Here is a 12,456-nt window from a genome sequence, read left to right as displayed (position 1 = left end):
CATGATTCACGTCTGTTCACTGGCGCGCCTGGAGGAGACGGTGACCCGCACGGGGGCGCGGCGCGTGGTGTCGCTGGTCAACTTCGGGACGCCGATGCGCCTGCCGCCGACCGTTTCGCACGACGACCACCTGTTCCTGGCCATGAACGACATCGTCGACGTGATGCCCGGCCTCACCCCGCCGGGCCACGACCACGTGACCACCCTGTTCGAGTGGGTGGCCGGCTGGGACCAGGCGGAGCCGCTGGTGATCCACTGCTACGCGGGAATCTCGCGCTCCACGGCAGCCGCCTATGCGACGGTCTGCGCGCTGAACCCGGCGGTGGACGAGGAGGCCCTCGCCCAGGCGCTGCGGGCGCGGGCGCCGTCGGCGACGCCGAACGCGCGCCTCGTCGCCATCGCGGACGAAATCCTCGGCCGCGGCGGGCGCATGACCCGGGCGGTCGCCGCCATCGGCCGGGGGGCGGACGCGTTCGAGGGCACGCCGTTCGAGCTGCCGCTGGACCTTGCCCCGGAACCGGGCCGGTCGCCATCGTGACCGGATCGCATGCGAGCCATCGGCTGTCCGCCGGCACGGCCATCGAGATCGGCCTCAACGCCGCCATCGTGGCGGTGGAGAGCGGCATTCCGCGGGTCTACACGGTTCCGGGCGACGAGCCGGCCCTGCCCTTCGGCCCGTTCGATCCGGTCCGCCACCGCACCCTGGAGATCGGCCTCCGCGACTGGGTGGAGGAGCAGACCGGCCTGGAGCTGGACTATGTGGAGCAGCTCTACACCTTCGGCGATCGGGGCCGGCACACGGCGCCCGGCCTCGCCGAGCCGCACGTGGTGTCGGTCGGCTATCTGGCGCTGACCCGGCTCCTGGAGCGCGGCGCCCGGGAGAACTGGCTCGCCTGGTACGACTTCTTTCCCTACGAGGACTGGCGCGACGGTCGCCCGGAGATCCTCGACCGGGAGATCCTGCCCGCCCTCGACGCCTTCGTGGCCGAGCCGCCGTCGCCGGACGGTCCCGTGCGCGCCCTCGACCGCGCCGAGCGGGTGCGACTCGCCTTCGGCACCGGCGGCTCGCCCTGGGACGAGGAGAAGGCGCTGGAGCGCTACGAAGTGCTCTACGAAGCCGGGCTCGTGACCGAATCGGTCGCCGACGGACGGCCGCTGCGGCCCTATGCGAGCCGGATGATCGGCCGGGCCATGCGGCACGACCACAGGCGGATCCTGGCGACCGCCATCTCGCGCCTCCGGGCCAAGATCAAGTACCGCCCGGTGGTGTTCGAGCTGATGCCGCCGAACTTCACCCTGACCGCGCTGCAAGGGACCGTGGAGGCCATCTCCGGCCGCCACCTGCACAAGCAGAACTTCCGTCGCCTCGTGGAGACCGGCGCCCTGGTGGAGCCGACGGGGGCGAGCACGGACCGTACGGGCGGGCGGCCGGCCCAGCTCTTCCGCTTCCGCCGGGAGGTGCTGCGCGAGCGCCCGGCACCGGGCGTGCGCGTCGGCCTTCGCTGAACGGCAGGCGCGCGGCGGCGGAACGGGCGGCCTGCCTCAGGCGGCGCCGTCGGCCCGCTCCGCCAGCGGGATCGGGCCTTCGGCCGCGGTGGCGGCGGCGAGGATGCTGTCGAGGAGGCCGGGGAAGCGCGCGTCGAGGTCCTCCCGGCGCACGGTGTTGATGTTCTCCACGCCGCGCTTGACCATCCGCACCACGCCGGCTTCGCGCAGCATGCGGAAATGGTTCGACAGCGTCGATTTCGGCACGTCCGGAAAGGCTGCCGCGCGGCTGCAGTTGAGCCCCTGTTCCGCCAGGGCGAGCCGCCGCACGATGGCGAGCCGCGTCTGGTCGCCGAGCGCGCCTAGCACGCCGGTGAGAGTGATGTCGTCTCGGGAGGGATGAAAAAATTCGGCCATGCGCCCTTCTACCACGGCCGTTGACTCGCTCCAATAGTTCGGTAATTTCGAACTTCCGTAATTCGGTTTTACGGGATTAAAGGAGTGACACCATGTCGAGTCGTTTCCAGGATCAGGTTGTGGTGATCACCGGCGGGTCGTCGGGCATCGGTCTTGCCACCGCTCATGCGTTCGCCGCCGAGGGCGCGCGCCGCGTCTATATCACCGGCCGCAACGCGGCGGCGCTTGCCGAGGCGGCCGCGGCGATCGGGCCGTCGGCGGTGACGGTCAGGGGGGATGCCGGGACGGTGGCGGACCTCGACGCCCTTGCCGAGACGGTGCGGGCGAACGGCGACCGGGTGGACGTGCTCTTCGCCAACGCCGGCATCGCCGAGCCGAACAGCTTCGGCGAGACGAACGAGGCGACGTTCGACAAGACCTTCGACATCAACGTGAAGGGCGTGTTCTTCACTGTGCAGTCGCTGCTGCCGCTACTGAAGGACGGTGCCTCGGTGGTGCTGAACGCCTCCATCGTGGCCAACAAGGGCATGGCCGGGCTCAGCCTCTACAACGCCTCCAAGGCGGCCGTGCGCTCGTTCGCCCGCACGCTCGCCAACGACCTGAAGGCCCGCGGCATCCGCGTCAACGCCCTCAGCCCGGGGGCGACCCGCACGCCCATCATGAAGACCGGGCTCGGCATGAGCGAAGACGCCATCAAGGGCTTCGAGGACTATGTGGCCGGGGCGGCGCCCGCCGGGCGCTTCGGCCGTCCGGAGGAGATCGCCGACGCAGTGCTCTTCCTCGGCTCCGCGGCCGCCACCTATGTGAACGGCGTCGAACTCAGCGTCGACGGCGGCTTCGGCCAGGTCTGAATTGAAGGCTTCCGGCGGGAGGGGGCGACACCCTCCCTTCCGCCCCCTCGACAAATCCGGTCCGGAGGAGGCACCTTGTCCGCCGCTATGGCGGGGAGCGGCTTGGCCGGACGGGAATCTTAGACGATGAAATGGGTCTACACCTTCGGTGACGGTCGGGCGGAAGGCTCGGCCGCCATGCGCGACCTCCTCGGCGGCAAGGGCGCCAACCTCGCCGAGATGGCCAATCTCGGCCTGCCGGTGCCGCCGGGCTTCACCATCACCACGGAGGTCTGCACCTGGTTCTACGCCAACGGCCAGACCTATCCGGGAAGCCTTTCCGCCGACGTGGACGCCGCCCTCGCCTATCTCGGCGAGAAAACCGGCCGCCGCTTCGGCGACGCAGAGCGGCCGCTGCTCGTGTCGGTGCGCTCCGGGGCCCGCGCCTCCATGCCCGGCATGATGGACACGGTGCTCAACCTCGGCCTCAACGACGTGACCGTGGCGGCGCTCGCCCGCGAGGCGGACGACGAGCGCTTCGCCTGGGACAGCTACCGCCGCTTCATCCAGATGTACGGCGACGTGGTGCTCGGGGTCGACCACCACGCCTTCGAGGAAATTCTCGACGACCACAAGGACCGCGAGGGCTACGTGCTCGACACGGACCTTGCGGCCGCCGACTGGGTGACGGTGGTGGAGGGCTACAAGGGCCTGGTGGAGACCGAGACCGGCACGCCCTTCCCGCAGGATCCGACCGTGCAGCTCTGGGGCGCCATCGGCGCCGTGTTCGGCAGCTGGATGAACGCCCGCGCCATCACCTACCGGCGCCTCCACGACATCCCGGCCTCCTGGGGCACGGCGGTGAACGTACAGGCCATGGTGTTCGGCAACATGGGTGAGACGTCGGCGACCGGCGTCGCCTTCACGCGCAACCCGTCGACCGGCGAGAAGGCGCTCTACGGCGAGTTCCTGGTGAACGCGCAGGGCGAGGACGTGGTGGCGGGCATCCGCACCCCGCAGGACCTGACGGAAGCCGCGCGGATCGCCGCCAACTCCGACCGGCCGTCGCTGGAGGCCGTGCTGCCGGACGCCTTCCACGACTTCGTGCGCATCTGCGACGCGCTGGAGCGGCACTACCGCGACATGCAGGACCTGGAGTTCACCATCGAGCGCGGCAAGCTCTGGATGCTGCAGGCCCGGTCCGGCAAGCGCACCGCCGAGGCGGCGCTCCGGATCGCCGTGGAGATGGCCGAGGAAGGGCTGATCACCCGCGAGCAGGCGGTGCGGCGGATCGAGCCGTCGTCGCTCGACCAGCTCCTGCATCCGACCATCGACCCGGCGGCGACGCGCGACCTGATCGGCTCCGGCCTGCCGGCGTCGCCGGGCGCGGCGTCCGGCGAAATCGTGTTCACCTCCGACGAGGCGGAGGCCACCCGCCAGCGGGGCGTGCCGTGCATCCTCGTCCGGGTGGAGACGAGCCCGGAGGACATCCACGGCATGCACGCCGCCGAGGGCATTCTCACCACCCGCGGCGGCATGACCAGCCACGCCGCCGTGGTGGCGCGCGGCATGGGCAAGCCGTGCGTCTCCGGCGCGGGGGCGATCAAGGTGGACGCGGCCAAGCGCACGCTGACGACCATGGGCCGGGTGTTCAAGGCCGGCGACACCATCACCATCGACGGCGGCACCGGCCAGGTGATGGCCGGCGTGGTGCCGATGCGCCAGCCGGAGCTCTCCGGCGCCTTCGCCACCCTGATGGGCTGGGCCGACGAGTTCCGCCGCATGCGCGTGCGCACCAACGCTGAAACGCCCGCCGACGCCCGCGCGGCGCGCGCGTTCGGCGCGGAAGGCATCGGGCTCTGCCGGACGGAGCACATGTTCTTCGAGGACGGCCGCGTCACCGCCGTCCGCGAGATGATCCTCGCCGACGCGCCGGAGGGGCGGCGCGCGGCGCTTGCCAAGATCCTGCCGATGCAGCGGCAGGACTTCGTGGACCTCTTCGAGATCATGCACGGCCTGCCGGTGACCATCCGCCTGCTCGACCCGCCGCTGCACGAGTTCCTGCCGCACGGCGAGGAGGAGATCGCGGCCGTCGCCGCCGCCCTCGGCGTGACGCCGGAGCGGCTGAAGGACCGGGTGGACCAGCTCGCCGAGTTCAACCCCATGCTCGGCCACCGGGGCTGCCGGCTCGCGGTCTCCTATCCGGAGATCGCCGAGATGCAGGCCCGCGCCATCTTCGAGGCGGCCATCGTGGCGGCCCGCTCCACCGGCGCGCCGGTGATGCCGGAGATCATGGTGCCGCTGGTCGCGTCGAAGGCCGAGCTCGACTTCGTCAAGCGGCTGATCGACGAGACCGCCGAGGCGGTGGCCAAAGAGACCGGCAAGCGGGTGGGCTATCAGGTGGGCACCATGATCGAGCTGCCGCGCGCGGCGCTCAGGGCCGGCGACATCGCCGAGACGGCCCACTTCTTCTCGTTCGGCACCAACGACCTGACCCAGACCACGTTCGGCATCAGCCGCGACGACGCGGCCTCCTTCCTCGGCACCTATGTGACCAAGGGCCTGCTGCCGGCGGATCCGTTCGTCAGCATCGACCTTGAGGGCGTCGGCGAACTGGTGAAGCTCGCGGCCGAACGGGGCCGGGCCGTGCGGGCCGACATCAAGCTCGGCATCTGCGGCGAGCACGGCGGCGACCCTGCGTCGATCCGCTTCTGTGAAAGCGTCGGGCTCGACTATGTATCCTGTTCGCCGTTCCGGGTGCCGATCGCCCGGCTCGCCGCCGCCCAGGCGGCGCTCGGCTCCCCGTGACCGCCAGGGCGGCGGTCAGCGGACCGCGGTGGGGAAGGACGGGAGTTGCGTAACGAGATGGACAGCCCGACGCCGCTTGACATCGACGCCATCCGGGCGGGCGGCAAGCCGGCCGTCGCCCGGGCCTTGGCGGCGGTGGAGACGAACGGCGGCACGCTCCGGCACGCCGCCCTGCTCGACGCTTGCGTGGCGACGCCGGGCGGCCACGTGCTCGGCCTCACCGGTCCGCCGGGCGTCGGCAAGTCGACGCTGACCAACGCGCTCGTGCGGATGATCCGCGGCCGGGGCGAGAGCCTCGGCGTCATCGCCGTGGACCCGTCGTCGCGGGTGACGCGCGGCGCGCTTCTCGGCGACCGCACGCGGCTGAAGACCGACCCGGAGGATCGCGCCATCTTCGTGCGGTCCATGGCCGCCCGCGACCGGCTCGGCGGGCTCTCCGACCACGCGGTCGGCGCGGTGGCCCTGATGCAGGCGGTCTACGATCGGGTGATCGTGGAAAGCGTGGGCATCGGCCAATCGGAGGCGGACGTCGCCACGGTGGCGGACACGGTGGTGCTCTGCATCCAGCCGGGCTCCGGCGACAGCCTGCAGTTCATGAAGGCGGGCGTGATGGAGATCCCCGACATCGTGGTGGTCACCAAGGCGGACATGGGCGCCGCCGCCCGCCGCGCCGTGGCCGACGTGGAGGGCGCGCTGTCGCTTTCCGTGCGCGCCCCGGATGCCTGGACGCCGCCGGTGCTGGCCCTCTCGTCCACCACCGGCGCAGGGCTGGACCGTCTGCTCGACGCGGTGGAAGCCCACCGGGCCTTCGCCACCGAGCCGGCGCGGCACGCAGCCTTCCGGGCCGCGCGGCACCGGCACTGGGTGACGGACGCGGTGAAGGTGGCGTTCGGCACAAGGGGTCTTGCCGCCGTCGATCCGGACGCGGCGATGGCCTGCGCGGCGGGACCGTTCTCGGCCATACAGGAGCTGACCCGTTTCTTGTCGGAAAAATTACGCTAGTCACGCCCCGGCGTTTGCATTTGTCTGAATATTTAATCCCGCCGTCCTACCCTGCGTCCAGGTGTTCAGGGGAGGCAGCGGTGCTGGATATCGAATTCAGGGAGGTGCAGTGGCGCGTCCTCGTGGCAGATGACAGCCGCACCGCGGCCCGGGCGATCCGCGACGCCGTGCATGCCTTCAAGATCAAGACGGAGATCGTGACCGTCGACACCGGCGCCGCCTGCCTGGAGGCGCTGGCCAGCAACACCTTCGACCTTGCCTTCGTGGACCTGATCTTTCCGGACATCACCGGGATCGAGGCGCTGTGCGCCGCCCGCGCGGCAGGGGCCAACACCTTCGTGACCATCGTCAGCGGCCATCGGACGGAGGAGCATCTGGCGGTCGCCAAGGCGCTGAAGGCCTACGACTTCCTCGCCAAGCCGCTGGCGGAGGCGGACATCGTGCGGGTGCTCGACACCTACACGCTCGTCTCGCAGCGGCGCCGGCTGCTGCTCGTCGACGACAGCGGCACGGCGCGACGGCTGATGAGCCGCGTCCTCTCCAGCAGCATCTTCCGGCTGGAGATCCTGGAGGCGGCGGACGCCGTGACGGGGTTCGAGACCTTCGTCCGCGAGCGGCCCGACATCGTCATGCTGGACCTCAACCTCGGCGCCCTCGACGGCCTCAGTGCCTATCGCATCTTCAAGGCGCACCGCCCGGGCGCGCGCATCGTGCTCATCTCGTCCGACGGGCCTGGCCTTTCCCGCTCGAACGCCGAGCATGTGCTGCTGAAACCGTTCGACACGGCCGACGTCGACCGGATCATGCACCAGGTGCTGGGGCTGCCCCTGCCCTACGGGGACGACCTCGACGCCTGAACGCCCGTGGCCGGCAGGCGGCCTCAGGCCGGGGCCAGCCGCTTCACCGGGGCTTCCTTGATCGGCAGGTGCACGAAGCCCGCGAAGAGGCCGAGGAAGATGCCGAGCAGCCAGACGCCGTCGTAGGTGCCGGTGGTGTCGTAGAGCCGGCCGCCGAGCCAGACCCCGAGGAAGGCGCCGACCTGGTGGGAGAAGAAGACGAAGCCCGACAGCATGCCGATGTAGCGGGTGCCGAACATCACCCCGACGAGGCCCTGCGTCGGCGGCACGGTGGAGAGCCAGAGGAGGCCGGCCGCGGCGGCGAACAGCACCACCGTGGTGGATGTGGTCGGCAGGAGCCAGAAGAGCCCGTAGGCGAGCGCCCGGCCGAAATAGATGACCGACAGCACCCAGCGCTTCGGATAGATACCCGAGAGCCGCCCGGCGGCAAGCGAGCCGACCACGTTGAAGGCGCCGATGAGGCCGATGGCCCAGGCGCCCCAGCTCGGATCCAGCCCCTTGTCGACGATGTAGGGCGGCAGGTGGGTGGTGATGAAGGCGACGTGGAAGCCGCAGACGAAGAAGCCCGCCACCAGGAGCCAGTAGGACTTGTGCCGGAAGGCCTCGCCGAGCGCCTCCCGGATGGTCTGGTCGCGCCCGCCGACGCCGCCGGACGGGCCCGGCTTGCCGCGAAGCGGGATCGCCAGCAGCGGCACGAGCACGAGGCAGCCGGACAGCATCAGGAGGGCGGATTCGTAGCCGTAGGTGTCGATGAAGCCGAGGCCGAGCGGGGCGAACAGGAGCTGGCCCATGGAGCCGGCCGCCGTGCCGAGGCCGTAGGCGGTGCTGCGCATGCTCTCCGGCAGCAGGCGGGCGAAGGCGGCGAGCACCATGAAGAAGGCCGAGCCGGCGATGCCAAGGCCGAGGAGCACGCCGGCGGTGAACTGCAGGGTCGTGCCGTCGGTGGTCTGGGACATCAGCACCAGCGCGAGCGCGTAGAGCACCGCTCCGGAGGAGAGCACCCGCCAGGTGCCGTACCGGTCGGCGATCATGCCGGCGAACGGCTGGCCCATGCCCCACAGGAGGTTCTGCAACGCGATGGCGAGGGCGAAGGTCTCGCGGCTCCAGTCGTTAGCGGTCGTCATGGGGGTCAGGAAGAAGCCCATGGTGGAGCGCGGGCCGAAGGTCAGGATGGCGATCAGGCAGCCGCAGACCAGGACCACGGAAGCGGGCATCGCCGCGCCGCCGGCGGGCAGCCTGGACGAGGAGGAGGATGAGGACATCTTGGGGGGAACCCGGCAAGGCCGCCGCGACCCGACGTGCGGCTTTCGTCGGGCAGAATAGCCGGTCCGGTCCGGCTACCCTAATGAAAGGATGGAATTGAACCGATCACTTCCGGTGATGATCACGCCCCGAACGCGGCCCGGTCCGCAATCCAGACAAGCCCCTCGAACGGACCGGTCGGGAAGAGGGTGCGGAAGTCCCGGGCGGGATCGCGCCGGAGCCCCAAACGCGCCATCACGGCCTGAGAGCGGGCGTTGTCCGGCGCCGTATAGGCGGCGATCATGTCCACGTCGCTGCGGGCGAAGGCGTCGCGGAGCACGGCCGCGCCGGCTTCGGTGGCAAGCCCCCGCCCCCATGCCGCCTGGGTGAGACGCCAGCCGACGTCCATGTGCGCGCCGGTCGGGTGGTCGGGCGGGAGCACCGTGACGCCCACGGCGCCGAGAAACGCGCCGTCGAGCCCCTCCAGGGCCATCCGGGAAAAGCCCGTCGCGGCCTGAGCCGCCACATACCCTTCGAACTTCGCCGTCGCGGCGACCGCGTCGAGCGCGCCGCCATGGTCGGCCATCACCAGCGGGTCGGCCGCCATGGCGATGAAATCTGCAAGGTGCTGCTCGCCGAAGGGCACGAGCCGACCCTGCCGGAGCACGATCACGACGCCCCTCGTCCGATCAAGCGCCGGACGTCGAGGGTGCGCGGGCGTTCGGCGGAAAGATCGCCGATCTGGCGGGTGGCGTCGGTGAGGATGATCACGGCCTCGCGCAGGCCGTCGTGAGAGCGGGCGGATCCGCTTCGTGAGAGGAGTGCGGCGATGGCGCCGTCCAGGTCGTCGGCCGCGGTTCTGACGGCGCGGGCGACCAGAGCGCTTTCCGACCTGACGGAATCGTCAGGTCGACGAGAAATCGCTCCAGAGTCAAAAGCCTGGAGCACTCTCTCTTCGACCAAGTCGTGCAACTTGATCGGAGAATGCTCTAGGTCGGACGCGCCCGCAGCCGGGCGGTCGTCCGACGCCGCGGACCCAGTCTCGACCCGCCGGGGTCCGGCCGGCGTTCCGCCCGATCGGGTGGCGGTTGCGGGCGTTGCGGGCGCCGGCCAGTCGACGGTGGAAAGGGTGGCGAGCAGGCGGTGCGGTTCCGGGATGCGGTCCGGTTCGCCCGCGGTCCGGCGCACCAGGGCGTCGAACAGCGGTTCCCGGTCGACGCGCACCGAGGAATTCGTCCGGGCCGCCGCGGCGGCCGTCGGCCGACGGCCGGCGAGCGTCCAGGCGGCCCATCCGAAGCCGGCGGCGACGGAGAGGAGGATGAGCGCCGCCACGCCGGCATCCTGGCCGATGCCGGCCCAGCGGATCGAGGGCTCGCGCCCTGGCGCCACCCCGTCGAGCGCGGCGGCAAGACCGGCGCCGGCGTTCGCGAGGGCGGTCCGGCTCGAGACGAGGGCCGCCTGCGTCGTCTGGACCCGGTCGAGGGCGGCGGCGTAGGTCTCGATCGCCGCGACCAGATCGAAGCGGGGCATCAGGGTCAGGCGCCCGGCGGCGCGGCGAAGGTCCGCGCGGACGGCGTCCCGTTCGGCGGCCGATCCGGCTTCCCTGAGCACCGACAGGAGGGCGGCGATGCGCTCCATGTCGAGGGCGCGGGCGGCGGCAGCGCCGCGGTTCACGCCGGCCCGTTCTGCGGCTTCGGTCAGCGTCGCCGCGTCGGGTCCGGCATCGACGAGGAGGCGGCGGTTCTCGTCCAAATCCTTCAGGCGTGCCCGGTCGATGACCTGGGCGTACGCGAAGCGCCGGGCGGCCGCATGGGATTCGGCGGCGAGGCGGTCGAGCGCCCGGTCGAGCGCGTCGCCGATCGACCGGGCGCGGGCCGCGGCGGTCGCCTCGGCGGCGGCGGCGATCCGGGCGTCGCGGTGATGCTGCAGGTAACGGGCGGCCGCGTCGGCGAGGGGGGTCTCCGGCGCGAGCATCGCCTCCAGCGACCGGACCGGACCGGCGAAGGCCTCGTCGGCGGCGGTCGGCGTCGCGGCGGTGACCCGCGCCACGGTGCGCGCCGGCGAGGACAGTTCGGCGAACGCCTTCGTCGAGCGGTCGCCCGCCACGCTGTCGACCACGAGCCATACGGCGCCGAGCGCGGATCCGGTGAGGAGACCGGCCACCACAGAGGCGGCGATGAACCGCGATCCTCCGACCCTCCTCCACGCGACCATAAGCTCTCCGATCCACGACCCATGTTGGCTCCATGGATAGTGCCGGAGAGATCTTTTACCCCTGGTAAAGCCGCGCTGTTTTTCCGCCGGAAGGGCAGCGATAGTCTAGGCCTTCTCCGTCCAAGCCTTCGATGTTCTTATCCCCGTACGGTTGGGATCAGAGCAAATGAAGTATGAACGGGAAGGAAGACCTTGAGCCGGGAGAAGGACGAGGCCAAGCGGCTGTCCGCCCTCCGTCGTGCTCAGGCGCCGCCGGCTTCCGTCTGCAACCAGGCCTCGCCGCACGCCTTGGCGAGTTCGCGGACGCGCAGGATGTAGCTCTGCCGCTCGGTCACCGAGATGACGCCGCGCGCGTCGAGGAGGTTGAAGCGGTGGCTCGCCTTGATGCACTGGTCGTAGGCGGGCAGCACGCACCGGTGGCGCTTCAGGGTGGCGTCGGCCGCCGCGGCGCCCTGGGCGAGCAGCGAGCGGCACTCGGCTTCGGCGTCCTTGAAATGCTGCATCAGCATGGCCGGATCGGCATATTCGAAGTTGTGGCGGGAGTATTCCTCCTCGGCCTGCTTGAAGACGTCGCCGTAGGTGACCTTCTCGTCGCCGTCCCGGCCGTTGAAGTTCAGCTCGAAGCCGTTGTCGACGCCCTGCAGGTACATGGCCAGACGCTCCAGGCCGTAGGTGAGTTCGCCGGAAACGGGCGAGCACTCGATGCCGGCGACCTGCTGGAAATAGGTGAACTGGCTCACCTCCATGCCGTCGCACCAGCACTCCCAGCCGAGGCCCCAGGCGCCGAGCGTCGGGCTCTCCCAGTCGTCCTCCACGAAACGGAGGTCGTGGAGGGAGGGGTCGATACCGATGGCGTAGAGGCTCTGAAGGTAGAGGTCCTGGATGTTCTTCGGCGACGGCTTCAGGATCACCTGGAACTGGTAGTAGTGCTGGAAGCGGTTGGGGTTCTCGCCGTAGCGGCCGTCGGTCGGCCGGCGCGAGGGCTGCACGTAGGCGGCGTTCCAGCGCTTCGGCCCGAGCGAACGCAAGGTGGTGGCAGGGTGGAAGGTGCCGGCGCCCACTTCCATGTCGTAGGGCTGCAGGATGACGCACCCCTGCTCGGCCCAGAAACGCTGAAGCGTGAGGATGAGACCCTGGAAGGACCGGCGCGGGTCGTTCGGATCGACGGCGGGGGTCGGCGAGGGCGAGGTGAGCGCGGTCATGGGGGAGCGGTCCGGCTGGGTGGGACGGTCGAGACGTCGGAAGGACGCCTGCCGTCTTAAAGAGCGCGGCCCGGTCCGGTCAAGCGATGCGGCGCGAACGAAGCGCTCAGGCCTCGTCGTGCCGGCGGAGTTGGTAGACGCCCGTGCGCGGGTCCTTCTCCAGCGGAATGGTGATCGGTTCCGGCTGACGGTTCGCGTCCTCCAGAGCCTTGGCGACGCGCTGCATTTCCCGCTTCACAAAGCGGCCAGCCACATAGAGGCCTGCACCGGCGATGGCAACGACGACGAGTGGGGGCATCGTCCAACTCCTCTCATCCAAGAGGATCATCTGACCACCGTGCCGGGCCTTATGCAAGCGACAACAACGGCGGCGCAGCACCGGACGGTGCGGCGCATTCG

The 12,456-nt window shown here is 70.6% G+C and carries 12 protein-coding genes; 6 read left to right on the top strand and 6 right to left on the bottom strand.

Annotated elements, in window-relative coordinates; genetic code table 11:
* The first annotated feature begins 1 nt into the window (after nt 1).
* Both BUQ68_RS16285 and BUQ68_RS16280 read left to right on the top strand, forming a co-directional pair.
* Nucleotides 2-538 (top strand): tyrosine phosphatase family protein, encoded by a 537-nt coding sequence (locus BUQ68_RS16285; protein ID WP_075217054.1) that lies wholly within the window; start codon nt 2-4, stop codon nt 536-538.
* Nucleotides 535-1,506, top strand: coding sequence for an NUDIX hydrolase (locus BUQ68_RS16280; RefSeq protein WP_245293283.1), 972 nt, complete (start codon nt 535-537; stop codon nt 1,504-1,506). The genes BUQ68_RS16285 and BUQ68_RS16280 overlap by 4 nt, the downstream gene beginning before the upstream one ends.
* Nucleotides 1,507-1,542: 36 nt before the next feature.
* Here the strand turns inward: BUQ68_RS16280 and BUQ68_RS16275 are convergent, their stop codons facing one another.
* Nucleotides 1,543-1,902 carry an ArsR/SmtB family transcription factor gene (locus BUQ68_RS16275; RefSeq protein WP_075217053.1) on the bottom strand — a complete coding sequence of 120 codons (360 nt, stop codon included), beginning with the start codon at nt 1,900-1,902 and terminating at the stop codon, nt 1,543-1,545.
* Between the two features lie 92 nt (nt 1,903-1,994).
* Here BUQ68_RS16275 and BUQ68_RS16270 point away from each other — a divergent pair, with 92 nt between their 5' ends.
* The 4 genes from BUQ68_RS16270 to BUQ68_RS23820 all read left to right on the top strand — a co-directional run bounded on the left by BUQ68_RS16270 (nt 1,995) and on the right by BUQ68_RS23820 (nt 7,399).
* Nucleotides 1,995-2,753 (top strand): SDR family oxidoreductase, encoded by a 759-nt coding sequence (locus BUQ68_RS16270; RefSeq protein WP_075217052.1) that lies wholly within the window; start codon nt 1,995-1,997, stop codon nt 2,751-2,753.
* 126 nt (nt 2,754-2,879) lie between these two features.
* Nucleotides 2,880-5,540: a pyruvate, phosphate dikinase gene (gene ppdK, locus BUQ68_RS16265; RefSeq protein WP_075217051.1), complete on the top strand. Its 2,661-nt coding sequence runs from the start codon at nt 2,880-2,882 to the stop codon at nt 5,538-5,540.
* Between the two features lie 45 nt (nt 5,541-5,585).
* The gene (gene meaB, locus BUQ68_RS16260) at nt 5,586-6,542 is read left to right on the top strand and encodes a methylmalonyl Co-A mutase-associated GTPase MeaB (RefSeq protein WP_425349545.1); all 957 of its coding nucleotides are present in this window, start codon (nt 5,586-5,588) and stop codon (nt 6,540-6,542) included.
* 80 nt (nt 6,543-6,622) lie between these two features.
* Nucleotides 6,623-7,399 carry a response regulator gene (locus BUQ68_RS23820; protein WP_075217049.1) on the top strand — a complete coding sequence of 259 codons (777 nt, stop codon included), beginning with the start codon at nt 6,623-6,625 and terminating at the stop codon, nt 7,397-7,399.
* A gap of 23 nt (nt 7,400-7,422) precedes the next feature.
* Here BUQ68_RS23820 and BUQ68_RS16250 read toward each other — a convergent pair whose 3' ends face one another.
* The 5 genes from BUQ68_RS16250 to BUQ68_RS16230 all read right to left on the bottom strand — a co-directional run bounded on the left by BUQ68_RS16250 (nt 7,423) and on the right by BUQ68_RS16230 (nt 12,355).
* Nucleotides 7,423-8,661: an MFS transporter gene (locus BUQ68_RS16250; protein WP_075217048.1), complete on the bottom strand. Its 1,239-nt coding sequence runs from the start codon at nt 8,659-8,661 to the stop codon at nt 7,423-7,425.
* A gap of 122 nt (nt 8,662-8,783) precedes the next feature.
* Nucleotides 8,784-9,314 carry a GNAT family N-acetyltransferase gene (locus BUQ68_RS16245; protein WP_075217047.1) on the bottom strand — a complete coding sequence of 177 codons (531 nt, stop codon included), beginning with the start codon at nt 9,312-9,314 and terminating at the stop codon, nt 8,784-8,786.
* Nucleotides 9,311-10,855: a hypothetical protein gene (locus BUQ68_RS16240; RefSeq protein WP_139315256.1), complete on the bottom strand. Its 1,545-nt coding sequence runs from the start codon at nt 10,853-10,855 to the stop codon at nt 9,311-9,313. Before BUQ68_RS16240 ends, BUQ68_RS16245 begins: the two co-directional genes overlap by 4 nt.
* Nucleotides 10,856-11,097: 242 nt before the next feature.
* Nucleotides 11,098-12,057 carry a glycine--tRNA ligase subunit alpha gene (locus tag BUQ68_RS16235; protein ID WP_075217045.1) on the bottom strand — a complete coding sequence of 320 codons (960 nt, stop codon included), beginning with the start codon at nt 12,055-12,057 and terminating at the stop codon, nt 11,098-11,100.
* A gap of 106 nt (nt 12,058-12,163) precedes the next feature.
* Entirely contained in the window at nt 12,164-12,355 is a 192-nt protein-coding gene (locus BUQ68_RS16230; RefSeq protein ID WP_075217044.1) for a hypothetical protein, read from the bottom strand.
* Between the last annotated feature and the right edge of the window lie 101 nt (nt 12,356-12,456).

This window comes from Mongoliimonas terrestris (assembly GCF_001927285.1).
Classification (GTDB): domain Bacteria; phylum Pseudomonadota; class Alphaproteobacteria; order Rhizobiales; family Pleomorphomonadaceae; genus Chthonobacter; species Chthonobacter terrestris.
Note: the sequence above shows the minus strand (reverse complement) of the source record. Positions and strands in the feature narration are given on the sequence as shown.